The organism is Streptococcus oralis subsp. dentisani, from assembly GCF_002860905.1.
Lineage (GTDB): Bacteria > Bacillota > Bacilli > Lactobacillales > Streptococcaceae > Streptococcus > Streptococcus oralis_BA.
In genome coordinates, this window is sequence record NZ_PKIG01000004.1 from 110,631 (window position 1) to 133,162 (window position 22,532).

The following is a 22,532-nucleotide window of genomic DNA, read 5'->3' on the forward strand; positions in this document are numbered from 1 at the left end:
GTTTCGTTCCGTAATATTAACAGAAAGGAATAAGGGTGTTCGTAATTGAACTCGAGCGGAAAGCTTGGAAATTAGATAAACCTCCTAAGAAATCAGGATTTCTTGTCGGTTTCCTAAATTTCAGTCGCTTTCTGTTCGCTCTTAGTATCTTGTATGAACAATACTGAATTTTATGATCGTCTGGGGGTGTCAAAAAACGCTTCGGCAGACGAGATCAAAAAGGCTTATCGTAAGCTTTCCAAAAAATATCACCCAGATATCAATAAGGAGCCTGGTGCTGAGGAAAAATATAAGGAAGTTCAAGAAGCCTATGAGACTTTGAGTGACGACCAAAAACGTGCAGCCTATGACCAATATGGTGCTGCTGGTGCCAACGGTGGCTTTGGTGGTGCAGGTGGTTTCGGTGGTTTCAACGGGGCGGGTGGCTTCGGTGGTTTTGAGGATATTTTCTCAAGTTTCTTCGGCGGAGGGGGAGCTTCACGCAATCCAAATGCTCCTCGTCAGGGGGATGACCTCCAATACCGTGTGAACTTGACCTTTGAAGAAGCTATTTTTGGAGCTGAAAAAGAAGTTAAATACAACCGTGAAGCAAGCTGTCGTACATGTAATGGCTCTGGTGCTAAGCCAGGAACAAGTCCAGTCACTTGTGGACGCTGTCATGGAGCTGGTATCATTAACGTTGATACACAAACTCCTCTTGGTATGATGCGTCGTCAAGTAACCTGTGATGTCTGTCATGGTCATGGAAAAGAAATTAAAGATCCATGTACAACATGTCACGGAACAGGGCATGAAAAACAAGCCCATAGCGTACATGTGAAAATCCCTGCTGGTGTGGAAACAGGTCAACAAATTCGCTTAGCAGGCCAAGGTGAAGCAGGATTTAACGGTGGACCTTATGGTGACTTGTATGTAGTGGTTTCTGTGGAAGCCAGCGACAAGTTTGAACGTGAAGGAACCATTATCTTCTATAATCTGAACCTTAACTTTGTCCAAGCAGCTCTTGGTGACACAGTAGATATCCCAACTGTTCACGGCGATGTTGAATTGGTTATCCCAGAGGGCACTCAGACTGGTAAGAAATTCCGCCTACGTGGTAAGGGAGCACCGAGCCTTCGTGGTGGTGCAGTTGGTGACCAATACGTTACTGTTAATGTCGTGACTCCGACAGGCTTGAACGACCGTCAAAAAGCAGCCTTGAAAGAATTCGCAGCTGCAGGTGATTTGAAAGTCAATCCAAAGAAAAAAGGCTTCTTTGATCATATAAAAGATGCTTTTGATGGAGAATAAAGTAAAAAGAGCCGAGTGGCTCTTTTTGTTTATAGATTTTTTATGACTTCCCTTAAGTAATGACGGACGGTAGCGACCTTCTTCGAAGTTCCATACCTAAACTTTGAGCCTAGGTCTCAAAGTTTCCGAACACCTGAAACCAAACTATTTCAGGTGTTTTCATTACGGCGGGAAGTCTTCGATTTAGTGGTGCAACGATGAGTGAGTTGTCTAAATTGTGATGTATAGTTGATGGGATATAACTTGTTTACGTTATAAAAAGAGCCACTCGGCTCTTTTTACTTATCTTCAGTTTCCTGTGCTTCTTTGATAACAGCTAGTCTAGTCTGGATATCCTTTTCCAAGACCTTAAACTTGTAAGTCAGATCTTCTTGGTATTCCTTGATCAGTTCTTTTTGTTGGTCGATAATTTGCAGGCTGTTTTGGATAATATCCACATCGTCCTTGATAGCTTGAACGCGGTCAGTAGTGTTCAAGACTTCATCTGTGATGGCTTGGCGATTTTTTGTGACCAAATAACTTCCAGCTGCAGCTCCTGCAAATAGCAGTAGATTAGATAATTTCATGGCAACTCCTTAGGCGTTTTTGATAGTTTCAGCTACTTGAGCGAGTTTCTCAAAGTCTGGTTCGTGGGCGATAAAATCAATCATGAGGTCATCGTCTGCACTGTAGCGAGGCACGAGGTGAACGTGGGTATGAAAGACAGTTTGCCCTGCGATTTCTTCACAGTTAGCAATGATATTCATACCAGCGGCCTTGGTAGCTTTCATGACTTTTTGAGCCACTTTTGGCACTTGGGCAAAGAGTTGGCTGGCGCTAGTAGCGTCCATTTCCAAAAGATTACGATAGTGTTCCTTTGGCACGACCAAGGTGTGTCCTGGTGTCACTTGAGAGATATCAAGAAAGGCAAGAACCTGCTCATCTTCATATACTTTTGAAGCAGGAATTTCCCCTGCGATGATTTTACAAAAAATGCAATCTGACATAAAATCTACCTCTACTGTATTGAATTTTGATATAATATAGCTACATTATACCAGATTTGGAGAAAATATGTTAGAAATTAAAAACCTGACAGGTGGCTATGTCCATGTCCCTGTCTTGAAAGATGTGTCTTTTACTGTTGAAAGTGGGCAGTTGGTCGGTTTGATTGGTCTCAATGGTGCTGGGAAATCAACGACTATCAATGAGATTATCGGTCTCTTGACACCTTATAGCGGTTCCATCAATATCAATGGCCTGACCCTGCAAGAAGATGCGACTAGTTACCGCAAGCAAATTGGCTACATTCCTGAGACACCTAGCTTGTATGAGGAATTGACTCTCAGAGAGCATATCGAAACGGTTGCTATGGCTTATGGTATTGAGCAGAAAGTGGCTTTTGACCGAGTAGAGCCCTTGTTAAAAATGTTTCGTCTGGACCAGAAATTAGATTGGTTCCCTGTTCATTTTTCAAAAGGGATGAAGCAGAAAGTCATGATTATTTGTGCTTTTGTGGTGGATCCGAGTCTTTTTATCGTGGATGAGCCTTTCCTTGGTCTCGATCCGTTGGCGATTGCGGACTTGATTCAGCTTTTGGAAGTGGAAAAGCAAAAGGGCAAGTCCATTCTCATGAGTACCCACGTGTTGGATTCGGCGGAGAAGATGTGTGATGCCTTTGTCATTCTTCACAAGGGAGAGGTGCGCGCCAAGGGGAATCTGGCACAATTGCGCGAAGCCTTTGACATGCCTGAGGCTAGTTTGAATGATATTTACTTGGCTCTGACCAAAGAGGAGGAGCTATGAAAGACTTGTTTTTAAAGAGAAAGCAGGCTTTTCGTAAGGAGTGTGTCGGTTATCTGCGCTATGTTCTTAATGACCACTTTGTCTTGTTCCTGCTTGTCCTGCTGGGCTTTCTAGCCTACCAGTACAGTCAACTCTTGCAAGATTTTCCTGAAAATCATTGGCCTATCCTTTTATTTGTAGGAATTACGTCTGTTTTACTTTTGCTTTGGGGAGGAATTGCCACCTATATGGAGGCTCCAGACAAGCTCTTTCTCTTGGTCGGAGAAGAGGAAATCAAGCTCCATCTTAAGCGTCAAACTGGCATTTCCCTAGTCTTTTGGCTCTTTGTCCAGACCCTTTTCTTGCTGTTATTTGCGCCCTTATTTTTAGCCATGGGTTATGGCTTGCCTGTTTTTCTGGTCTATGTGCTTTTATTGGGGGTAGGAAAATATTTCCTCTTTCGTCAAAAGGCCAGCAAATTTTTCACTGAAACTGGACTGGACTGGGACTATGTTATTTCCCAAGAAAGCAAGCGCAAGCAAGTCTTGCTTCGTTTCTTTGCGCTCTTTACCCAGGTCAAGGGAATTTCAAACAGCGTCAAGCGTCGTGCTTATCTGGACTTTATCCTAAAGGCTGTTCAGAAGGTGCCTGGGAAGATTTGGCAAAATCTCTATCTGCGTTCTTATCTGCGAAATGGAGACCTCTTTGCTCTCAGTCTCCGTCTGCTCTTGCTTTCCATACTGGCGCAGGTCTTTATCGAGCAAGCTTGGATTGCGACAGCAGTGGTGGTTCTCTTTAACTACCTCTTGCTCTTCCAGTTGCTGGCCCTCTATCATGCCTTTGACTACCAGTATTTGACTCAACTCTTTCCACTGGACAAGGGGCAAAAGGAAAAAGGCTTACAGGCTGTAGTCCGAGGATTGACTAGTTTGGTCTTAGTAGTGGAATTAGTCGTCGGCCTTGTGACCTTCCAAGAAAAACTGGCCCTTCTAGCCTTGCTGGGTGCAGGTTTGGTTTTACTAGTCTTGTACTTACCTTATCAAGTAAAACGTCAGATGCTGGATTAATCTTGCCTATATGACACTAAAAAAGAAGTTGAGTTCAGTTTGTCTCAGCTTCTTTTATTTTCTACAAGATAATGGTTGGCCCGTAGAGACTCAACTTGGTCTTGACTTGGTCAAAGTGGAAGCGGTCATAGGCCCGCCAAGCGGCGCGAGTTGGAGCATCTGGATTGAGGGTGCTGAGTCCCATGAGAAGACTGGAAGTCTGGTAAAATTTTTCCAATTCAATCAAGACTCGATTATCCACTGTTTCAGCCTTGGCTAGAAAACCAAGAATAGAGTTTAGTTGCTCCTGAAAGCGGACGTCGTCAGCGCTTGCCTGTTTGCATGCTTGGTAGGCTTTGTTTAAGTCAGTAATCAAAGTCTGAGCTCTTTTGATGGGGTCTGTATCTGTCATGAGAATTCCTCCTCTAATCTGGGTGCTAGTCTTGTTTCTAGCAACTGTGTTTTGATACTGTCAGTCTATCACTTTTATCTCCTTTTTCACCATAAAATCTTTAATTGCCCTTGTAATTTCCTGAATGGTACTGTTAAAATTTTATGATAAAATAGTGGTAAGATTATCATGCTTATTTGAGGAACAAGCTACCCTTCAGGAGCGTTAAATGCCTGTTTAGGATTTGGTGGGCTTGTATCAAAGTATTTTTGCTATTCTCTTTTTAGGAAGAAATCGAAACAAGGAGAGTAAGAAGATGAGAATATTTGTTTTAGAAGATGATTTTTCCCAACAGACTAGGATTGAAACGACCATTGAGAAACTTTTGAAAGCACATCATATCACTCCGAGTTCTTTTGAAGTTTTTGGTAAGCCAGACCAGCTGCTGGCAGAGGTGCATGAGAAGGGAGCTCATCAGCTATTCTTTTTGGACATTGAGATTCGAAATGAGGAGATGAAGGGTCTGGAAGTGGCTAGAAAGATTCGGGATCGGGATCCTTATGCCCTCATCGTCTTTGTGACGACTCACTCGGAGTTTATGCCCCTGTCCTTTCGCTATCAAGTGTCTGCTTTGGACTACATTGATAAGGCTTTGTCGGCAGAGGGATTTGAGTCTCGTATTGAGACAGCCCTCCTCTATGCCAATAGTCAAGATAGTAAGAGTCTGGCGGAAGATTGCTTTTACTTTAAATCAAAATTTGCCCAATTCCAGTATCCTTTTAAAGAGGTTTATTATCTTGAAACGTCGCCCAGAGCCCATCGTGTTATTCTCTATACCAAGACAGACAGGCTGGAATTTACAGCGAGTTTAGAGGAGGTTTTCAAGCAGGAGCCCCGTCTCTTGCAGTGTCACCGCTCTTTTCTCATCAATCCTGCCAATGTAGTTCGTTTGGATAAGAAAGAAAAACTCCTTTTCTTTCCCAATGGAGGAAGCTGTATGATTGCGCGTTATAAGGTCAGAGAAGTGTCTGAGGCCATCAATAACTTACATTGAGTGAGGTGCTGGAATGGAATTAGTTTGGAAGATAGTATATGTGTTTTTGATATCTGGATTGGAATTGTTTATATTTTTTAAGGTGGATGGAATTGTTCTAACTCTGGAGAGAGTTTTTAAGTCCTTTCTTTTTAAGCTACTTTTAGCAGTTGTTTTTGTAACGATTAGCTATATAGTAGGAAATACTTACCTATCTTATTTTATGGAACCCTTGTACGGCATTGGTTTATCTTTCTTATTGTTAAGAGGGCTTCCTAAAAAACTACTCTTCTTTTATGGTCTCTTTCCAATGATGTTGGTGAATCTTTTTTTCAGGGTAGTCTCCTATTTTGTGCTTCCATTTTTGGGGCAAGGGCATGTGTATGATGACCGCTCTTTTATTTGGTTATGTATAAAAATTTTCATTTGCTTTATTTCTCTAGCCTTTTTGAAATGGTTAGACTATGATTTTACTAGTTTGAGAAGGGAGATTCTCGATAAAGGTTTTCAAAAGTCCCTGACTAAAATTAACTGGATAATGGGGGCTTACTATCTAGTGATGCAAAGTCTGTCTTTCTTTGAATATGAACAAGGTATTCAATCAACGACTGTTCGCCATCTGATTCTAGTGTTTTACTTGCTCTTTTTTATGGGGATTATCAAGAAATTGGATACCTATTTGAAGGACAAACTTCATGAGAGACTGGACCAAGAGCAGGTCTTGCGCTACAGAGATATGGAACGCTATAGTCGGCATATAGAGGAACTTTACAAGGAAGTCCGGAGTTTTCGCCATGACTACACCAACCTCTTGACCAGTTTACGTCTGGGCATTGAAGAGGAGGATATGGAGCAGATAAAAGAGGTCTACGACTCGGTCTTAAAGGATTCTAGTGAAAAATTGCAGGACAATAAATATGACCTTGGACGATTGGTAAATATTCGTGACCGTGCCCTCAAAAGTCTCCTAGCAGGTAAATTTCTAAAAGCCAGAGATAATAAGATTGTATTTAATGTCGAAGTTCCTGAAGAGATTCAGGTCGAGGGGATGAGTCTACTTGATTTTCTAACCATTGTGTCTATCCTTTGTGACAATGCTATTGAAGCTAGTGTAGAGGCCAGTCAACCTCACGTTTCAATCGCCTTTTTAAAAAATGGGGCACAGGAGACCTTTATCATCGAAAATGCCATCAAAGAAGAGGGGATAGATATTTCTGAGATTTTCTCCTTTGGAGCCAGTTCTAAAGGGGAGGAGAGAGGAGTTGGTCTCTATACCGTCATGAAGATTGTGGAAAGCCATCCTAATACCAGTCTAAATACCACCTGTCAAGATCAAGTCTTTCGTCAGGTTTTAACGGTTCACTTGCTGCCGGTTGGTCATTAGAAAATTTGTGAAAAAATTGGTAGAAGTTAACAGACAAAGTTTGTCTTTATTGAGCCTGACTTTTACCAGAGTATCTGAGGTATCATAAATGAATAAGAAATCCTTTTTTATCATCTGTTCTACGTTGATTATAGCATCAAATCTTCTCATGATTTCCGTGGTGAACAAGGGAGAAGAAACAGGGAGCAACCTGTTTGTGATTGCTATAGCCTGTGTTTTGCTGCCAGCCTTTTTATATGCGGTTGAAAACAGACTTACTTCAATGGTAAGAGTAGAATCAATACTCCTGATTCAGTTGACAGTTATATCCCTACTCCGTCTTATAAACAGAATAGGGAGTACGCCTGAAATCCTCAACATTATCATTACCCTTATCGCTTTGGCAAGTGGGACAGCTGCTATTCTTGTTGCAATCATGAGAATATATGAGAACAGACGGAAGTAAGGCTGAATAGCTTTCGATGTATTTTCACATTGTTAAATTTCCCTAGGGCAAGTATGTTTTTCATGCTTGCTTTTTTTATTTTTAACAATTCAAGATGTTTTGATGACCATTTATGATTTGGATGGAAAATTTAAAAAAATAGTAGTATACTAACCTTATTAAGGTTGTAATAAGACGAAAGTAAAAAGAGGTATTCCTCGTGAATGCAAAAACAATGTTACAATTGGCTATTATGGTTGCTTAAAGGCTTGAGCTTGTGTACTTGGAGGTAATTATGGATTTCAAAAGTTTTCTTATTGTTTTTGTTGTTGGTATGTTTGTTTCTTTTATTACTTCTTTAATTAGGGAAAAATTTTTAAAATCTCCAAAGAAGAATAAAGATAGATCTAATTAGATAAAGAGATTTTTTATCGCTAGTTTAATCTACAGGGGAGTTTCTTTAATATTGTTTCGCCTGTCAAAATGATATGTGATAGCAGAATAAAAAATCTACAAATTAAGTTGGTATCAATATGGTGTAAAGGGCAAGTATGTTTTTCATGCTTGCTTTTTAAATTTTTTACAATTCAAGATGTTTTGATGACCATTTATGATTTGAGTGTTCCAAGGATAAAATGAGTGCTATACTAGCAGTGTAAAGGTTGTAGCTAAACTAAGATAAAGCATACATTTGGGAGGAAATTTTATGAAGAAAAAAATACTGATTATTTTCGTTCTATATCTGATCATGTCTACCCTTCTTTATCCGCTTAGGGAGAGTATTTGGTATCATCTATTTTATACCATAGCCTATATGATTGCGGTTGTGATCTATTTTGCTTTAACTAAAAAGAAAGGAGCAAAGAAATGAAAGCTTTTCTTGCTAAAAAACGGAACATCTTCCTTACGAGATTGTTCCTAGGTCAGTTGCCCTTGCTTGTCTCTACTTATCTATTTCTATCTCGTCAGTTTTTAAATTTTTCATTGGTTTTCCAATTTCTTTTAGTGGTTATTAACTTGGCCTCTATTTTGGTTACTGTTTACCTCACTAGGGAGATGAGGATAAGAGAGTTTGAAGATGATGATTTGGTTAGTCCTAGAACCAATCAACTTATGTATATCGGTTTGACAGGTTTTATGTCTATCATTTGTTTGTATAGAGGTATCACAGCAGGAGAATCTTACCAACAACTAATTGCCTATATTGGCGCTATTCTCTGCTTGCTTATCATGCTTCTACTCATTTGGGGCTTGAAGTATTATAAAAAGTAGCTTTCTATCCTTTTCTGGCTGGATATTTGAGTAGAAGGCTCTATTAAATTGTTAGTGAAATAAATGAATGGAGGTATTTAATATGAAATACAGATTATTTCTTGTTATTTTCTTGAGTAGTATTTTGAATATTCTTTTAGGGACATTTTTACAAATCTCTAATGAATCGATTGGGTGGATTGTTCTCTACAGTGGATTATTTGAAGCAGGCGTTTTCCTTCTTGCTAATAAAGGGGTGGCGGTAAAAATCAAGGAAGTAGATATTCGAAATCGCTTTAAATTTATTTTTGGAAAAACCTTATGGTTTCAAATTCTTTTGCTCATCTTTTTGATGGTCAAACTTTATCTTGGTTTGGATGCGAGGTTGATTTTATTCTATGGACATATTTTCATTGTCTTTAATGCCTTAATATATCTATTATCTAGTAGTCAGGTTAGCCTTAAAAAGAACAAACTGTCTTCTTAATCTTGCAGTAGTAGAGCCTGGCAAGGGTAGGTCATAGTAGGGAGGAGTTCTATGAAAAAACACTCTATTCTTTTTAAAACGAGTGCAATTCTTTCTTATTTGTTTCTGTTTTTCGGACTGTCTTGGACGACCCAATTTTGGAGCAATTATTGGGAGTTCTCGTCTTGGGTAGGAAATATTATCTGGATTCGAAACATCATCAGCCTTCTCTTTATCTGCTTGATGATTTGGATTTTGGTTAGGTCGGGCCATGCTTATCTCTTTCGTATCCCTAGAAAAAAGTGGTTGAGCTATTCCGTCCTGACGGTGTTAGCCGCTGTTGTGCTTATCTGTTTTAACTATCTGACAGCTAAACACGTTCAGGGGACGAACGAAGGTTGGAATTTGTTTATTGCCTATAGTGAGACCAATTTTGCGGAGTTTGGTGTTTACCTAACCTTAATCGTACTAGGACCTCTGATGGAAGAATTGGTATGTAGGGGATTGCTTCAACATGCCTTCTTTAAGAATTCGAGATGGGGGCTGGATCTTCTCTTTCCGTCATTCTTATTTGCCTTGCCCCACTTTTCTAGCTTGCCAAGTTTCGCAGATATTCTTGTCTATACGGCAGTGGGCTGTCTATTTGCCTGGCTAACGCGTTATACGAAGAGTATCTATCCTTCTTATTCGATTCATATTGTTAATAATATCATTGCAAACTTACCATTTTTGCTCACTTTTCTACATAGGGTCTTGGGGTAAAAAATAAAAGGCTTGCTTTTCAGCTATAGAGGAGGTTATCATGTATAAACACTTATTTTTCCTAGATTCCAAAACCTTAGACTGGTTGACGCCCTATATTCTAGTCTTGGCTTCTGACACCATTGCCTTTAATGTTTTTGTGCTAACCTTTGTATCTGTTGTGATCTTTTATTTTCTGAATCCCATGCTATCTTTAATGGCTATCTTCTTAGGGGCTGGTTATGTGGTCGGATTTTGGTTACTCAAATGGTTTGTTTTGGAAAGGTTAGAGCTAAAGGATGACGCGTAGGAAGTCTGTTTGGTGAGGAGGATAGCTTTATGGAGTTTTTTGATAAATTTCATGCCTTGTGCTTTGGATTTTTAGTACTACTAATCGTCATTACAGTTCCTTATACGATTAACCATGGGGATTTTTTTCAAAATGAATCTGAATTGATTATTGTAAGTCTTCTAGTAACCTCGCTGAGTGTTGTTTATGCTAGAAAGTTTGAAATGATTTCTTTTGGGATGTTAAGCAAGAAACAACTTTTGCTTTTCACTGCAATCTTTCTTCTAAGTGTGCTTGAGACGCTGGTTTATATTCATTTCTTCGCTATTTCTTCTGGCGCAGGAGTTCAACACTTGGCGGAAGTCAGCAGAGGAATTTCTCTGTCTTTGATTTTGATTACCTCAGTTTTTGGCCCCATCCAGGAGGAACTCATTTTCAGAGGACTTCTTCAAGGTGCGGTTTTTGACAATTCTTGGTTAGGGCTTGTGCTAACTTCCTCTCTCTTTTCTGTTATGCATGGACCTTCTAATGTCCCTTCGTTTATTTTTTATCTACTTGGGGGCTTGTTGCTGGGCTTTGCTTATAAAAAGAGCCAAAACTTATGGGTTTCTACTCTGGTCCACATGTTTTACAACAGTTGGCCACTCTTATATTATTTATAAAAATTATGAAAAGGTAAGTAGGAGATTGTGCTTACCTTTTTCTTTCTATAATGATACTCAAGCCAATCCAGAGGCTTTTCTTTGAGAATCGGGTGTGGAGCGGTTGACGAATAGGGCAAAAACTAGTAGAATAGTAAGGAAACTTTATACGGAGGAAAGAAATGGATTTGGGTGATAATGAGCTAACACTGACTCCCATACCTGGGAAAAGTGGCAAGGCTTATATGGGTAGCTATCCTGATGGAAAGCGCATCTTTGTAAAAATGAACACCTCTCCAATCCTACCTGGTCTAGCTAGAGAACAAATTGCTCCACAATTATTATGGAGTCGCCGTTTGGCAGATGGGCGTGATATGTGTGCTCAAGAATGGTTGACTGGCAAGATATTGACCCCCTATGATATGAATCGTAAACAAATTGTCAATATTTTAACCCGTCTTCATCGCTCACGTCCGTTGATGACACAGTTGAGTCGCTTGGGCTATGCCATGGAAACACCTGTAGATTTACTACAGTCTTGGCAGGAAACGGCTCCAGATGCTTTGCGTAAAAATCATTTTATCAGTGAAGTGATGGCTGATTTACGTCAGACTATTCCAGGATTTAGAGAGGACTATGCGACCATTGTCCATGGAGATGTACGACATAGTAATTGGATTGAGACAGATAGTGGCTTGATTTATTTGGTAGATTGGGATTCGGTTCGCTTGACCGACCGCATGTTGGATGTGGCCCATATGCTCTGCCATTATATTCCAGAACATCAGTGGAAGGAATGGTTGACCTACTACGGTTACAAGTATAATCAAACGGTATTAAATAAATTGTATTGGTATGGTCAATTGTCTTATTTGAGCCAGATTTCCAAGTATTATATGAACCAAGATTTAGAAAATGTCAATCGGGAGATTCATGGCTTGCGTCACTTCCGAGACAAGTATGGAAAGAGAAGATGAGAGTTAGAAATCGTAAAGGGGCGACAGAATTACTAGAGGCAAATCCCCAGTATGTGGTCCTCAATCCCTTGGAAGCCAAGGGGAAATGGCGGGACTTGTTTGGCAATGACAATCCCATTCATGTGGAAGTTGGAAGTGGGAAGGGTGCCTTTGTTTCAGGTATGGCAAAGCAGAACCCTGACATCAACTATATCGGGATTGATATTCAAAAGTCTGTTTTAAGCTATGCTTTAGACAAGGTTCTTGAAGTTGGAGTGCCTAACATCAAGCTCTTGTGGGTAGATGGTTCTGACTTGACTGACTACTTTGAAGACGGTGAGATTGATCGCTTGTATCTGAACTTTTCAGATCCATGGCCGAAAAAACGCCATGAAAAGCGTCGTTTGACCTACAAGACCTTCTTGGATACCTTCAAACGTATCTTGCCTGAAAATGGAGAAATTCATTTCAAGACGGATAACCGTGGCTTGTTTGAGTACAGTTTAGTGAGCTTTTCTCAGTATGGCATGAAGCTCAATGGTGTCTGGCTAGACTTACATGCCAGTGATTTTGAAGGCAATGTCATGACAGAATACGAGCAAAAATTCTCCAATAAGGGGCAAGTTATCTACCGAGTTGAGGCAGAATTTTAAGAAATAGCCTGAAATCAGGCTGTATAAGTGCTTTTGCTTTACATAAGTTAGCAAATGTGATATACTAAGAGTAAGAATATGAAAAGTGAGGCGGGGAAATATCTTCGCCTCTTGCTTATGAGGAGGTGGACGCAATCGCAACAATTGTAGAATTAGTCAGAGAAGTTGTAGAACCTGTCATCCAAGCACCTTTCGAACTTGTAGATATCGAGTATGGAAAGATTGGCAGTGACATGATTCTCAGTATTTTTGTAGATAAACCTGAAGGAATTACCTTGAACGACACGGCAGACTTGACAGAAATTATCAGTCCTGTCCTAGACACCATCAAGCCAGATCCCTTCCCAGAACAATATTTCCTAGAAATCACCAGTCCAGGCTTGGAACGTCCTTTGAAAACCAAGGATGCCGTAGCTGGAGCGGTTGGGAAATACATCCATGTCGGGCTCTACCAAGCCATCGATAAGCAAAAGGTCTTTGAAGGAACCTTGTTGGCCTTCGAAGAGGAAGAGTTGACTATGGAATATATGGACAAGACGCGTAAGAAAACTGTCCAAATTCCATATAGTTTAGTATCAAAAGCACGTTTAGCAGTTAAATTATAGAAAAAGAAAGGATAGCTTTTGAGGATTCAAAAGTGAAGAAAACATGAGTAAAGAAATGCTAGAGGCCTTCCGCATTTTGGAAGAAGACAAGGGAATCAAAAAAGAAGATATCATCGACGCAGTAGTAGAGTCGCTTCGTTCCGCTTATCGCAGACGCTATGGTCAATCAGACAGCGTAGCCATTGACTTCAACGAAAAAACAGGTGACTTTACAGTTTATACTGTCCGTGAAGTGGTTGATGAAGTATTTGATAGCCGTTTGGAAATCAGCTTGAAAGATGCTCTTGCCATTAATTCAGCCTATGAACTTGGAGACAAAATCAAGTTTGAAGAAGCACCTGCTGAGTTTGGTCGTGTAGCAGCCCAATCTGCCAAACAAACCATCATGGAAAAAATGCGCAAGCAAACACGTGCCATCACTTACAATACTTATAAAGAACATGAGCAAGAAATCATGTCTGGTACTGTAGAACGCTTTGACAACCGCTTTATCTATGTCAACCTCGGCAGCATCGAAGCCCAATTGTCAAAACAAGATCAAATTCCTGGAGAAGTTTTTGCTTCTCACGACCGTATCGAAGTCTATGTCTACAAGGTTGAAGACAACCCTCGCGGTGTAAATGTCTTTGTTAGCCGTAGCCATCCAGAAATGATCAAACGCTTGATGGAGCAAGAAATTCCAGAAGTTTATGATGGAACTGTTGAAATCATGAGCGTGGCTCGTGAAGCTGGTGACCGTACTAAGGTTGCAGTTCGTAGCCACAATCCAAACGTGGACGCTATCGGAACAATCGTTGGACGCGGTGGAGCTAACATCAAGAAGATTACTAGCAAGTTCCACCCAGCTCGCTACGATGCCAAGAGTGACCGTATGGTGCCAATCGAAGAAAATATCGACGTTATCGAGTGGGTAGCAGATCCAGCTGAATTTATCTACAATGCCATTGCCCCTGCTGAGGTTGACCAAGTTATCTTTGATGAAAACGACAGCAAACGTGCCTTGGTAGTTGTTCCTGATAACAAGCTTTCTCTTGCAATCGGTCGTCGTGGACAAAACGTGCGCTTGGCGGCTCACTTGACTGGTTACCGTATCGATATCAAGTCTGCTAGCGAATTTGAAGCCATGGAAGAAGCTGATTCAGTAGAGTTGGAAGCAGAAAACGATACTGTAGAAGAATAAAAGCTGCTAGAGGAGGGAAAGATGAAAACGAGAAAAATCCCTTTGCGCAAGTCTGTTGTGTCTAACGAAGTGATTGATAAGCGTGATTTGCTCCGTATTGTCAAAAACAAGGAAGGACAAGTCTTTATCGATCCGACAGGCAAGGCTAATGGTCGCGGCGCTTATATCAAGCTAGACAATGCAGAAGCCCTAGAGGCGAAAAAGAAGAAGGTCTTTAACCGCAGCTTTAGCATGGAAGTGGAAGAAAGCTTTTATGATGAGTTGATCGCTTATGTGGATCACAAAGTGAAAAGAAGAGAGTTAGGACTTGAATAAGCAAAAGATAAGCAATCTCTTGGGGCTTGCTCAGCGAGCAGGGCGCATCATATCGGGTGAAGAATTGGTGGTCAAGGTCATTCAAGACGGCAAGGCCAAGTTGGTCTTTCTAGCCCATGATGCTGGACCCAATCTGACCAAGAAGATTCAAGATAAAAGTCATTATTATCAAGTAGAAATTGTAACCGTGTTTTCAACACTGGAATTAAGCATAGCAGTCGGGAAATCAAGAAAGGTTTTGGCTGTAACAGATGCTGGATTTACAAAGAAAATGAGGTCTCTTATGGAATAGAAGAGGAGGACATGATTTGTCTAAGAAAAGATTGTACGAAATCGCAAAAGAACTTGGAAAAGAAAGTAAAGAAGTTGTAGCGCGTGCAAAAGAGTTGGGCTTGGATGTGAAAAGCCACTCATCAAGTGTGGAAGAAGCTGTCGCTGCAAAAATCGCTGCCAGCTTTAAGTCTGCAGCTGCTCCGAAAGCAGAAGCAAAACCTGCAGCACCAAAAGCAAGTGCAGAAAAGAAAGCCGAAAAATCTGAGCCAGCTAAACCAGCTGTAGCTAAGGAAGAGGCAAAACCTGCTGAGCCAGTCGCTCCGAAGGCAGAAAAAGTAGCAGCTAAACCGCAAAGCCGTAATTTCAAGGCTGAGCGTGAAGCCCGTGCCAAAGAGCAGGCAGAACGCCGCAAGCAAAACAAGGGCAATAACCGTGACCAACAACAAAACGGAAACCGTCAGAAAAATGACGGCCGTAATGGCGGAAAACAAGGTCAAGGAAACCGCGACAATCGCCGTTTTAACGACCAAGCTAAGAAACAGCAAGGTCAGCAAAATCGTGGAAATGAGCGCCGTCAACAAGGGGACAAACGTTCAAATCAAGTAGCTCCACGTATTGACTTTAAAGCCCGTGCAGCAGCCCTAAAAGCAGAGCAAAATGCAGAGTACGCACGTTCAAGCGAAGAACGCTTCAAACAATATCAGGCTGCTAAAGAAGCCTTGGCCCAAGCTAATAAACGCAAGGAACCAGAGGAAATCTTTGAAGAAGCGGCTAAGTTAGCTGAACAAGCGCAACAAGCACAGCAAGTTCAAGCAGTGGTTGAAGTCGTCCCTGAGAAAAAAGAACCTGCAGTGGATACACGTCGTAAAAAACAAGCTCGACCAGACAAAAATCGTGACGATTATGATCACGAAGAAGATGGTCCTAGAAAACAACAAAAGAATCGAAGTAGTCAAAATCAAGTGAGAAATCAAAAGAATAGTAACTGGAATAACAACAAAAAGAACAAAAAAGGCAATAACAAGAACAACCGTAATCAGACTCCAAAACCTGTTACAGAGCGTAAATTCCATGAATTGCCAACAGAATTTGAGTATACAGATGGTATGACCGTTGCGGAAATCGCAAAACGTATCAAACGTGAACCAGCTGAAATCGTTAAGAAACTCTTTATGATGGGTGTCATGGCCACACAAAACCAATCCTTGGATGGGGAAACCATCGAACTCCTCATGGTGGATTACGGTATCGAAGCCAAACAAAAGGTTGAAGTGGATAATGCCGACATCGAGCGTTTCTTTGTCGAAGATGGTTATCTCAATGAAGATGAATTGGTAGAGCGTCCACCAGTTGTAACTATCATGGGACACGTTGACCACGGTAAGACAACACTCCTAGATACCCTTCGTAACTCTCGTGTTGCGACAGGTGAAGCAGGTGGTATCACTCAGCATATCGGTGCCTACCAAATCGTGGAAAATGGTAAGAAGATTACCTTCCTTGATACACCAGGACACGCGGCCTTTACATCTATGCGTGCGCGCGGTGCTTCTGTTACCGATATTACTATCTTGGTTGTAGCGGCAGATGACGGGGTTATGCCTCAGACAATCGAAGCCATTAACCACTCAAAAGCAGCCAACGTTCCAATTATCGTAGCTATCAACAAGATTGATAAACCAGGTGCCAACCCAGAACGCGTTATCGGTGAATTGGCAGAGCATGGTATTATGTCAACTGCTTGGGGTGGAGATTCTGAATTTGTTGAAATCTCAGCTAAATTCAACCAGAATATTGAGGAATTATTGGAAACAGTCCTTCTTGTGGCTGAAATCCAAGAACTCAAGGCAGACCCAACAGTTCGTGCAATTGGTACAGTTATCGAAGCGCGCTTGGATAAAGGAAAAGGTGCGGTCGCAACCCTTCTTGTTCAACAAGGTACCTTGAATGTCCAAGACCCTATCGTTGTCGGAAATACCTTCGGTCGTGTCCGTGCTATGACCAATGACCTTGGTCGTCGTGTGAAGGTTGCTGGACCATCAACACCAGTATCTATCACTGGTTTGAACGAAGCGCCAATGGCGGGTGACCACTTTGCCGTTTACGAGGATGAAAAATCTGCGCGTGCAGCAGGTGAAGAGCGTGCCAAACGTGCCCTCATGAAACAACGTCAAGCTACCCAACGTGTCAGCCTTGAAAACCTCTTTGATACCCTTAAAGCTGGTGAACTTAAGTCAGTTAACGTTATCATCAAGGCCGACGTACAAGGTTCTGTTGAAGCCCTTTCTGCCTCACTTCAAAAGATTGACGTAGAAGGTGTCAAAGTTACCATTGTCCACTCAGCGGTCGGTGCGATCAATGAATCTGACGTGACCCTTGCCGAAGCTTCAAATGCCTTTATCGTTGGTTTCAACGTACGCCCTACACCACAAGCTCGTCAACAAGCAGAAGCTGACGATGTGGAAATCCGTCTCCACAGCATTATCTATAAGGTTATCGAAGAGATGGAAGAAGCCATGAAAGGGATGCTTGACCCAGAATTCGAAGAAAAAGTTATCGGTGAAGCAGTTATCCGTGAAACATTCAAGGTGTCTAAAGTCGGAACTATCGGTGGATTCATGGTTATCAACGGTAAGGTTACCCGTGACTCTAAAGTCCGTGTTATCCGTGATGGTGTCGTTATCTATGACGGCGAACTCGCAAGCTTGAAACACTACAAAGACGACGTTAAGGAAGTTACAAACGGTCGTGAAGGTGGATTGATGATCGATGGCTACAATGATATCAAGATGGATGATGTGATTGAGGCCTATGTCATGGAAGAAATCAAGAGATAAGATTTTTTGCTCCTTTCTTAGGTGGTGAGGGACGCAAGCAAACCGATGGTTTCATTGCTTATTTTTGAGCCTAGAGTCTCAAAAATCCCCTGTGATGGGACTGATAAATCAGTTCCATCACTTTCACCACGGCGAAAGAAGCAGATGATTTCAAATTGAACTTCGTTCCAATTTGAAATGAAAATCAATAAATTTAAAAATAGCTAGGTCTGCTGGCCTAGCTTTTGGTTCAAAGTAGAGAAAGGAATATCATGGCAAATCATTTCCGTACGGATCGTGTGGGCATGGAAATCAAGCGTGAAGTCAATGAGATTTTGCAAAAGAAAGTCCGTGATCCGCGTGTCCAAGGTGTGACCATCACAGATGTTCAGATGCTGGGTGACTTGTCTGTTGCCAAGGTTTACTACACCATTTTGAGTAATCTTGCTTCAGATAATCAAAAAGCCCAAATCGGGCTTGAAAAAGCAACTGGTACCATCAAACGTGAACTTGGTCGCAATTTGAAATTGTACAAAATCCCAGATTTGACCTTCGTCAAAGACGAATCCATCGAGTATGGAAACAAGATTGACGAGATGCTACGCAATCTGGATAAGAACTAAGAAGAGGGGCAACCCTCTTTTTTGGTGGAGGAAATGACTACAAAGCATGCTGGGGAATCTTTCCAGAGTTAAACATTATTAAAAAGCTTTATAAAATTCAACTTGTATGATATTATAGGAATCAGAAAGAGTAAATTTCACAGAAATGGTCAGTAAGACTAGTATCGTCAATATTTTAAAGCGTAGTTAAACGAGGAAAGATAATATGGGACTCATAAAAACTCTAGCTAAAATTTATGGTAATTACTTTTTGACCGTGCAAGGTGTAAAAGTAATGAAAACGATAAAGAAAGATGACCACGCCGTTGTCGGTTTGGGGAAACTATTTATTGCAGACAAGTTAATGGATACGGCTCGGTGGCTCATCAAGCCAGAGGAGAGAGAATGAAATTTTTCTTGGGTCTTCTTGCCATTATTTTTATCAAACCGATTATTGGAATTGTGAAATTCCTATGGATGATCATCTCTTTTGCAGTCCAATTGCTGTTTTACAAGATATTATTTAAGCTATTGGATTGGCTTTTTAAACTTTTTTAGGCCGTAATTCAAGTCGCAGAGAACTAGCAAGTCTTGTACTGCTAGTTTTTTATTCACTTTCCATATGGTATAATATAAGCAGTAAAATCATTTTAGAACATACATGGAGGTCGTCATGGACAATATCATCGATGTGTCAATTCCTGTTGCAGAAGTGGTGGACAAGCATCCAGAAGTCTTGGAAATTCTAGTGGATCTGGGTTTTAAACCTCTAGCCAATCCCTTGATGCGCAACACCGTTGGGCGCAAAGTATCGCTTAAACAGGGTTCTAAGCTAGAAGGAACTCCTATGGACAAGATTGTCCGCACGCTGGAAGCAAATGGCTACGAAGTGATTGGATTAGACTGATGGCAGATGAACGAATTCATGTCCTGCGGGATATTTTGTTAGAATTGCACAATGGCGCTTCTCCTGAGTCGGTTCAAGAGCGATTTGATGCGACTTTTACAGGTGTATCAGCCATTGAGATTTCCCTCATGGAGCACGAGCTGATGAACTCAGACTCAGGTGTTACTTTTGAAGATGTCATGGAACTCTGTGATGTCCATGCCAATCTTTTTAAAAATGCCGTTAAGGGTGTCGAAGTTGCAGATACCGAGCACCCAGGTCACCCAGTTCGGGTCTTCAAGGATGAAAATCTGGCTCTCCGCGCTGCCTTGATTCGCATTCGGAGATTGTTAGATACCTATGAGTCTATGGAAGACGAGGAAATGCTGGCAGAGATGCGTAAGGGGTTAGTCCGTCAGATGGGCCTTTTGGGTCAATTTGATATCCATTACCAACGTAAAGAAGAACTCTTCTTTCCTATCATGGAGCGCTATGGACACGATTCACCTCCTAAGATCATGTGGGGAGTGGATGATCAGATCAGGGAGCTCTTTCAAATAGCTCTAGCGACAGCTAAGTCATTGCCAGAAGTTCCGATTTCCACTGTAAAGGAAGCTTTTGAAGCCTTTGCGACAGAATTTGAAAGTATGGTTTTCAAGGAAGAGTCCATCCTTCTCATGATTCTCCTTGAGTCTTTCACTCAGGATGATTGGCTTCAGATTGCGGAGGAGAGTGATGCCTATGGCTATGCCATCATCCGTCCGTCTGAGAAATGGGTTCCAGAAAGACAGAGCTTTGTTGAGGAAAGGAGTGTAGAGGAGACAGTACAACTAGACACGGCAGAAGGTCAAGTTCAGCAAGTTATTGATACGCCAGAAGGACAGTTTACTATTACCTTTACCCCTAAGGAAAAGGAAGCAGTGCTGGACCGCCATAGTCAACAGGCTTTTGGCAATGGCTATCTCTCAGTCGAGCAGGCCAATCTCATCCTCAATCACCTCCCTATGGAGATTACCTTTGTCAATAAAGACGAGATTTTCCAGTATTACAATGACAATACGCCGGCTGACGAGATGATTTTCAAACGGACGCCGTCCCAAGTTGGGCGCAATGTTGAGCTCTGTCATCCACCTAAGTACTTGGACAAGGTCAAGACTATCATGAAGGGACTTCGTGAGGGAAGCAAAGACAAGTATGAAATGTGGTTCAAGTCTGAGTCACGAGGTAAGTTTGTCCACATCACCTACGCTGCAGTGCACGATGAAGAGGGAGAATTCCAAGGTGTGCTGGAATACGTTCAGGATATCCAGCCCTACCGTGAGATTGACACAGACTATTTCCGTGGATTAGAATAAGGAGAAAAAATGAGTTACGAACAAGAATTTATGAAGGAATTTGAAGCCTGGGTCAATACCCAAATCATGATCAACGACATGGCGCATAAGGAAAGCCAAAAAGTCTACGAAGAAGACCAAGACGAGCGTGCCAAAGATGCCATGATTCGTTATGAAAGCCGCTTGGATGCTTATCAGTTCTTGCTTGGAAAATTTGAAAACTTCAAGGCAGGTAAGGGATTCCATGATTTACCAGAAGGCTTGTTTGGTGAGAGAAATTATTAAACGAGATAGATTCTTGATTTTTTACTAAAATCTTGATAGAATATTTATATTAAATCCTTGTCAGAGCAGGGATTTTTTATTGAAAGGATTTTATCATGTCAAAGAAACTCAATCGTAAAAAACAATTACGAAATAGCCTCCGTCGCGCAGGTGCCTTTTCAAGTACTGTGACTAAGGTTGTAGAAGAGACAAAAAAAGTCGTAAAACGTGCAGAACAGTCAGCAAGCGAAGCTGGTAAGGCTGTTTCTAAAAAAGTTGAACAAGCAGTCGAAGCTACCAAAGAGCAAGCTCAAAAAGTAGCCAATACTGTAGAAGATTTTGCAGCAAACTTGGGTGGACTTCCACTTGATCGTGCTAAAACTTTCTACGATGAAGGCATCAAGTCTGCTTCAGATTTCAAAAACTGGACTGAAAAAGAACTCCTTGCCTTAAAAGGAATCGGACCAGCTACTATTAAGAAATTGAAAGAAAATGGCATCAAGTTCAAGTAATCTTTCTTGTGCCTTGCATTTCCGAAAAAATCTTGCTACAATAGAGCCATTAGAGGTGTTTTGAATCCCACATTTTACAGAAAGTGGCGGTGCTGAGAAGTCCACAAATGTGTCAAAACTGGTTGCTAATGGATGAAAAATTGAAATAAAAGTGTCTTTTTGTTTTAAAGACGAGAGTTGCGGGCAACTGCCCGAAATTGGGTGGTACCGCGGATAAGCACATTCGTCCCTGTCATGGATATGGCAGGGCTTTTCTTTTGTATCTTGGTCAAAGGAGGTTGTTATGAAGCAATCTTTTAACACAAGTAAACTCTATTATGGTTTTCCAATCTTCATTTTGGGATATCAGGACCAGAATTTTGGACACAATATAACGACTTGCAGCTCCTCTTATAGTCTGGGAAATTGGCTGGTCATCGGTGTTGGTGCTGAGGAAAATGCGGCTGATCAGATTAAGTACTATCAGAAGTTCACCGTAAATATTCCTGATGAAACTTCTATGCTTGCGATGGAGCAGGCAGGATTTATCAGTCATCGGGAGAAACTGAAACACCTGGGACTAGACTACGAGATTTCTGAACGGACTCATGCTCCCGTTTTAGATTCCTGTCCACTTGTTTTAGATTGTCAGGTTGATAAGATTATTGAGGAAGATGGTATTTGTCACATCTTTGCCAAGATTATCGAACGACTAGCTGATCCAGAACTTTTGGATGATAAGGGGCATTTTAAGAATGACCGTTTTGCGCCGACTTACTTTATGGGGGATGGCCACCAGCGCGTTTATCGTTATCTAGATGACCGAGTCAATCCCATGGGAAGCTTTATCAAGAAAGCGAGGAAGAAGGATGTCAAGAGCTGAATTACCAGAACGCTTGGAAACAGAACGTCTCGTTTTACGAGTCCGGACAGTAGCTGATGCCGAGGATATCCATGCCTACGCTAGTCTCCCAGAGATCGCCTATCCAGCAGGCTTTCTACCCGTCAAGACCTTGGAAGATGAGGTTTACTATCTAGAGCATATCCTTCCCGAACGCAATCAAAAGGAGAATCTCCCAGCTGGCTATGGGATTGTCGTCAAAGGAACCGATAAAGTCATTGGTTCTGTTGACTTCAACCATCGCCATGGGGACGATGTGCTAGAGCTTGGCTATACCCTGCACCCAGACTATTGGGGCCGAGGTTATGTGCCAGAAGCAGCACGTACCTTGATTGATTTAGCCTTTAAAGATTTGGATCTTCACAAGATTGAATTGACTTGTTTTGGATACAATGTCCAAAGTCAACGAGTCGCGGAGAAGCTTGGTTTTACTCTTGAAGCTCGTATACGAGACCGCAAAGATGTTCAAGGAAACCGCTGTGACAGTCTGATATATGGTTTTCTGAGAAGTGAGTGGGGGAACTAACTGTTAGATG

Annotated in this window: 30 protein-coding genes; 27 read left to right on the plus strand and 3 right to left on the minus strand. The window is 41.5% G+C overall.

Annotation, left to right across the window (positions count from 1 at the left end; genetic code table 11):
* Window positions 1-153: 153 nt before the first annotated feature.
* The gene (dnaJ, locus tag CYK16_RS07390) at window positions 154-1,290 is read left to right on the plus strand and encodes a molecular chaperone DnaJ (protein WP_101776840.1); all 1,137 of its coding nucleotides are present in this window, start codon (window positions 154-156) and stop codon (window positions 1,288-1,290) included.
* A gap of 278 nt (window positions 1,291-1,568) precedes the next feature.
* Here the strand turns inward: dnaJ and CYK16_RS07395 are convergent, their stop codons facing one another.
* Window positions 1,569-1,856: a hypothetical protein gene (locus CYK16_RS07395; protein ID WP_101776841.1), complete on the minus strand. Its 288-nt coding sequence runs from the start codon at window positions 1,854-1,856 to the stop codon at window positions 1,569-1,571.
* Window positions 1,857-1,865: 9 nt separating this feature from the next.
* The gene (locus tag CYK16_RS07400; protein WP_101776842.1) at window positions 1,866-2,276 is read right to left on the minus strand and encodes an HIT family protein; all 411 of its coding nucleotides are present in this window, start codon (window positions 2,274-2,276) and stop codon (window positions 1,866-1,868) included.
* Between the two features lie 67 nt (window positions 2,277-2,343).
* Here CYK16_RS07400 and CYK16_RS07405 point away from each other — a divergent pair, with 67 nt between their 5' ends.
* Both CYK16_RS07405 and CYK16_RS07410 read left to right on the plus strand, forming a co-directional pair.
* A complete protein-coding gene (locus CYK16_RS07405; protein ID WP_101776843.1) occupies window positions 2,344-3,075 on the plus strand; it encodes an ABC transporter ATP-binding protein in 732 nt (243 codons plus the stop codon).
* Complete coding sequence (locus CYK16_RS07410) at window positions 3,072-4,121, plus strand: ABC transporter permease (RefSeq protein WP_101776844.1); 1,050 nt, start codon at window positions 3,072-3,074, stop codon at window positions 4,119-4,121. The genes CYK16_RS07405 and CYK16_RS07410 overlap by 4 nt, the downstream gene beginning before the upstream one ends.
* A gap of 61 nt (window positions 4,122-4,182) precedes the next feature.
* On the opposite strand, the gene CYK16_RS07415 is transcribed toward CYK16_RS07410, so the two are convergent.
* Window positions 4,183-4,512: a helicase BlpT gene (locus CYK16_RS07415; RefSeq protein WP_101776845.1), complete on the minus strand. Its 330-nt coding sequence runs from the start codon at window positions 4,510-4,512 to the stop codon at window positions 4,183-4,185.
* A 295-nt stretch (window positions 4,513-4,807) separates the two neighbouring features.
* Here CYK16_RS07415 and CYK16_RS07420 point away from each other — a divergent pair, with 295 nt between their 5' ends.
* The 24 genes from CYK16_RS07420 (at window position 4,808) to CYK16_RS07540 (ending at window position 22,522) form a co-directional block, all read left to right on the plus strand.
* On the plus strand, window positions 4,808-5,545 hold the full coding sequence (locus CYK16_RS07420; RefSeq protein ID WP_101776846.1) for a response regulator transcription factor: 738 nt from the start codon (window positions 4,808-4,810) through the stop codon (window positions 5,543-5,545).
* 13 nt (window positions 5,546-5,558) lie between these two features.
* Complete coding sequence (locus tag CYK16_RS07425) at window positions 5,559-6,908, plus strand: sensor histidine kinase (protein ID WP_101776847.1); 1,350 nt, start codon at window positions 5,559-5,561, stop codon at window positions 6,906-6,908.
* A gap of 88 nt (window positions 6,909-6,996) precedes the next feature.
* Window positions 6,997-7,353 (plus strand): hypothetical protein, encoded by a 357-nt coding sequence (locus CYK16_RS07430; RefSeq protein ID WP_001036307.1) that lies wholly within the window; start codon window positions 6,997-6,999, stop codon window positions 7,351-7,353.
* 274 nt (window positions 7,354-7,627) lie between these two features.
* Window positions 7,628-7,747 carry a PncF family bacteriocin immunity protein gene (locus CYK16_RS10905; RefSeq protein ID WP_004269601.1) on the plus strand — a complete coding sequence of 40 codons (120 nt, stop codon included), beginning with the start codon at window positions 7,628-7,630 and terminating at the stop codon, window positions 7,745-7,747.
* Between the two features lie 452 nt (window positions 7,748-8,199).
* Window positions 8,200-8,604: a hypothetical protein gene (locus CYK16_RS07445; protein ID WP_000642960.1), complete on the plus strand. Its 405-nt coding sequence runs from the start codon at window positions 8,200-8,202 to the stop codon at window positions 8,602-8,604.
* A gap of 82 nt (window positions 8,605-8,686) precedes the next feature.
* Entirely contained in the window at window positions 8,687-9,070 is a 384-nt protein-coding gene (locus tag CYK16_RS07450) for an immunity protein (RefSeq protein ID WP_180948755.1), read from the plus strand.
* A gap of 51 nt (window positions 9,071-9,121) precedes the next feature.
* Window positions 9,122-9,811, plus strand: a complete 690-nt coding sequence (locus tag CYK16_RS07455; protein ID WP_101776849.1) for a CPBP family intramembrane glutamic endopeptidase — start codon at window positions 9,122-9,124, stop codon at window positions 9,809-9,811.
* A gap of 40 nt (window positions 9,812-9,851) precedes the next feature.
* Entirely contained in the window at window positions 9,852-10,100 is a 249-nt protein-coding gene (blpZ, locus tag CYK16_RS07460) for an immunity protein BlpZ (RefSeq protein ID WP_101776850.1), read from the plus strand.
* Between the two features lie 29 nt (window positions 10,101-10,129).
* A complete protein-coding gene (locus CYK16_RS07465; protein ID WP_101776851.1) occupies window positions 10,130-10,741 on the plus strand; it encodes a CPBP family intramembrane glutamic endopeptidase in 612 nt (203 codons plus the stop codon).
* Window positions 10,742-10,902: 161 nt separating this feature from the next.
* The gene (gene ccrZ, locus CYK16_RS07470) at window positions 10,903-11,697 is read left to right on the plus strand and encodes a cell cycle regulator CcrZ (RefSeq protein ID WP_060806124.1); all 795 of its coding nucleotides are present in this window, start codon (window positions 10,903-10,905) and stop codon (window positions 11,695-11,697) included.
* Entirely contained in the window at window positions 11,694-12,329 is a 636-nt protein-coding gene (gene trmB / locus CYK16_RS07475) for a tRNA (guanosine(46)-N7)-methyltransferase TrmB (RefSeq protein WP_001266094.1), read from the plus strand. The genes ccrZ and trmB overlap by 4 nt, the downstream gene beginning before the upstream one ends.
* A 125-nt stretch (window positions 12,330-12,454) precedes the next feature.
* Window positions 12,455-12,934: a ribosome maturation factor RimP gene (rimP, locus tag CYK16_RS07480; RefSeq protein ID WP_060806125.1), complete on the plus strand. Its 480-nt coding sequence runs from the start codon at window positions 12,455-12,457 to the stop codon at window positions 12,932-12,934.
* Window positions 12,935-12,977: 43 nt separating this feature from the next.
* Window positions 12,978-14,114 carry a transcription termination factor NusA gene (gene nusA, locus CYK16_RS07485; protein WP_060806126.1) on the plus strand — a complete coding sequence of 379 codons (1,137 nt, stop codon included), beginning with the start codon at window positions 12,978-12,980 and terminating at the stop codon, window positions 14,112-14,114.
* A 21-nt stretch (window positions 14,115-14,135) separates the two neighbouring features.
* Window positions 14,136-14,429, plus strand: a complete 294-nt coding sequence (gene rnpM / locus CYK16_RS07490; protein ID WP_000857562.1) for an RNase P modulator RnpM — start codon at window positions 14,136-14,138, stop codon at window positions 14,427-14,429.
* A complete protein-coding gene (locus CYK16_RS07495) occupies window positions 14,422-14,721 on the plus strand; it encodes a YlxQ-related RNA-binding protein (protein ID WP_001041404.1) in 300 nt (99 codons plus the stop codon). The genes rnpM and CYK16_RS07495 overlap by 8 nt, the downstream gene beginning before the upstream one ends.
* Window positions 14,722-14,737: 16 nt before the next feature.
* Window positions 14,738-17,539, plus strand: coding sequence for a translation initiation factor IF-2 (infB, locus tag CYK16_RS07500; RefSeq protein ID WP_060806127.1), 2,802 nt, complete (start codon window positions 14,738-14,740; stop codon window positions 17,537-17,539).
* A gap of 251 nt (window positions 17,540-17,790) precedes the next feature.
* Window positions 17,791-18,141, plus strand: coding sequence for a 30S ribosome-binding factor RbfA (gene rbfA / locus CYK16_RS07505; RefSeq protein ID WP_001273601.1), 351 nt, complete (start codon window positions 17,791-17,793; stop codon window positions 18,139-18,141).
* Window positions 18,142-18,346: 205 nt separating this feature from the next.
* Window positions 18,347-18,529 (plus strand): hypothetical protein, encoded by a 183-nt coding sequence (locus CYK16_RS07510; RefSeq protein ID WP_060806128.1) that lies wholly within the window; start codon window positions 18,347-18,349, stop codon window positions 18,527-18,529.
* 264 nt (window positions 18,530-18,793) lie between these two features.
* A complete protein-coding gene (locus tag CYK16_RS07515) occupies window positions 18,794-19,027 on the plus strand; it encodes a DUF1858 domain-containing protein (protein ID WP_060806129.1) in 234 nt (77 codons plus the stop codon).
* A complete protein-coding gene (locus tag CYK16_RS07520) occupies window positions 19,027-20,361 on the plus strand; it encodes a DUF438 domain-containing protein (protein WP_060806130.1) in 1,335 nt (444 codons plus the stop codon). The genes CYK16_RS07515 and CYK16_RS07520 overlap by 1 nt, the downstream gene beginning before the upstream one ends.
* 9 nt (window positions 20,362-20,370) lie before the next feature.
* The gene (locus tag CYK16_RS07525) at window positions 20,371-20,625 is read left to right on the plus strand and encodes a DUF1912 family protein (protein ID WP_000119707.1); all 255 of its coding nucleotides are present in this window, start codon (window positions 20,371-20,373) and stop codon (window positions 20,623-20,625) included.
* A 95-nt stretch (window positions 20,626-20,720) separates the two neighbouring features.
* Window positions 20,721-21,116 (plus strand): helix-hairpin-helix domain-containing protein, encoded by a 396-nt coding sequence (locus tag CYK16_RS07530; RefSeq protein ID WP_060806131.1) that lies wholly within the window; start codon window positions 20,721-20,723, stop codon window positions 21,114-21,116.
* A gap of 283 nt (window positions 21,117-21,399) precedes the next feature.
* Entirely contained in the window at window positions 21,400-21,978 is a 579-nt protein-coding gene (locus CYK16_RS07535; protein WP_060806132.1) for a flavin reductase family protein, read from the plus strand.
* A complete protein-coding gene (locus CYK16_RS07540) occupies window positions 21,965-22,522 on the plus strand; it encodes a GNAT family N-acetyltransferase (protein ID WP_060806133.1) in 558 nt (185 codons plus the stop codon). The genes CYK16_RS07535 and CYK16_RS07540 overlap by 14 nt, the downstream gene beginning before the upstream one ends.
* The last annotated feature ends 10 nt before the right edge of the window (window positions 22,523-22,532 follow it).

Excerpts from the sequence above, each read along its gene's own strand:
- dnaJ (WP_101776840.1), top strand. The coding sequence starts at position 154 with ATGAACAATACTGAATTTTATGATCGTCTGGGGGTGTCAAAAAACGCT.
- CYK16_RS07395 (WP_101776841.1), bottom strand. The coding sequence starts at position 1,856 with ATGAAATTATCTAATCTACTGCTATTTGCAGGAGCTGCAGCTGGAAGT.
- CYK16_RS07400 (WP_101776842.1), bottom strand. The coding sequence starts at position 2,276 with ATGTCAGATTGCATTTTTTGTAAAATCATCGCAGGGGAAATTCCTGCT.
- CYK16_RS07405 (WP_101776843.1), top strand. The coding sequence starts at position 2,344 with ATGTTAGAAATTAAAAACCTGACAGGTGGCTATGTCCATGTCCCTGTC.
- CYK16_RS07410 (WP_101776844.1), top strand. The coding sequence starts at position 3,072 with ATGAAAGACTTGTTTTTAAAGAGAAAGCAGGCTTTTCGTAAGGAGTGT.
- CYK16_RS07415 (WP_101776845.1), bottom strand. The coding sequence starts at position 4,512 with ATGACAGATACAGACCCCATCAAAAGAGCTCAGACTTTGATTACTGAC.
- CYK16_RS07420 (WP_101776846.1), top strand. The coding sequence starts at position 4,808 with ATGAGAATATTTGTTTTAGAAGATGATTTTTCCCAACAGACTAGGATT.
- CYK16_RS07425 (WP_101776847.1), top strand. The coding sequence starts at position 5,559 with ATGGAATTAGTTTGGAAGATAGTATATGTGTTTTTGATATCTGGATTG.
- CYK16_RS07430 (WP_001036307.1), top strand. The coding sequence starts at position 6,997 with ATGAATAAGAAATCCTTTTTTATCATCTGTTCTACGTTGATTATAGCA.
- CYK16_RS10905 (WP_004269601.1), top strand. The coding sequence starts at position 7,628 with ATGGATTTCAAAAGTTTTCTTATTGTTTTTGTTGTTGGTATGTTTGTT.
- CYK16_RS07445 (WP_000642960.1), top strand. The coding sequence starts at position 8,200 with ATGAAAGCTTTTCTTGCTAAAAAACGGAACATCTTCCTTACGAGATTG.
- CYK16_RS07450 (WP_180948755.1), top strand. The coding sequence starts at position 8,687 with ATGAAATACAGATTATTTCTTGTTATTTTCTTGAGTAGTATTTTGAAT.
- CYK16_RS07455 (WP_101776849.1), top strand. The coding sequence starts at position 9,122 with ATGAAAAAACACTCTATTCTTTTTAAAACGAGTGCAATTCTTTCTTAT.
- blpZ (WP_101776850.1), top strand. The coding sequence starts at position 9,852 with ATGTATAAACACTTATTTTTCCTAGATTCCAAAACCTTAGACTGGTTG.
- CYK16_RS07465 (WP_101776851.1), top strand. The coding sequence starts at position 10,130 with ATGGAGTTTTTTGATAAATTTCATGCCTTGTGCTTTGGATTTTTAGTA.
- ccrZ (WP_060806124.1), top strand. The coding sequence starts at position 10,903 with ATGGATTTGGGTGATAATGAGCTAACACTGACTCCCATACCTGGGAAA.
- trmB (WP_001266094.1), top strand. The coding sequence starts at position 11,694 with ATGAGAGTTAGAAATCGTAAAGGGGCGACAGAATTACTAGAGGCAAAT.
- nusA (WP_060806126.1), top strand. The coding sequence starts at position 12,978 with ATGAGTAAAGAAATGCTAGAGGCCTTCCGCATTTTGGAAGAAGACAAG.
- rnpM (WP_000857562.1), top strand. The coding sequence starts at position 14,136 with ATGAAAACGAGAAAAATCCCTTTGCGCAAGTCTGTTGTGTCTAACGAA.
- rbfA (WP_001273601.1), top strand. The coding sequence starts at position 17,791 with ATGGCAAATCATTTCCGTACGGATCGTGTGGGCATGGAAATCAAGCGT.
- CYK16_RS07510 (WP_060806128.1), top strand. The coding sequence starts at position 18,347 with ATGGGACTCATAAAAACTCTAGCTAAAATTTATGGTAATTACTTTTTG.
- CYK16_RS07515 (WP_060806129.1), top strand. The coding sequence starts at position 18,794 with ATGGACAATATCATCGATGTGTCAATTCCTGTTGCAGAAGTGGTGGAC.
- CYK16_RS07520 (WP_060806130.1), top strand. The coding sequence starts at position 19,027 with ATGGCAGATGAACGAATTCATGTCCTGCGGGATATTTTGTTAGAATTG.
- CYK16_RS07525 (WP_000119707.1), top strand. The coding sequence starts at position 20,371 with ATGAGTTACGAACAAGAATTTATGAAGGAATTTGAAGCCTGGGTCAAT.
- CYK16_RS07530 (WP_060806131.1), top strand. The coding sequence starts at position 20,721 with ATGTCAAAGAAACTCAATCGTAAAAAACAATTACGAAATAGCCTCCGT.
- CYK16_RS07535 (WP_060806132.1), top strand. The coding sequence starts at position 21,400 with ATGAAGCAATCTTTTAACACAAGTAAACTCTATTATGGTTTTCCAATC.
- CYK16_RS07540 (WP_060806133.1), top strand. The coding sequence starts at position 21,965 with ATGTCAAGAGCTGAATTACCAGAACGCTTGGAAACAGAACGTCTCGTT.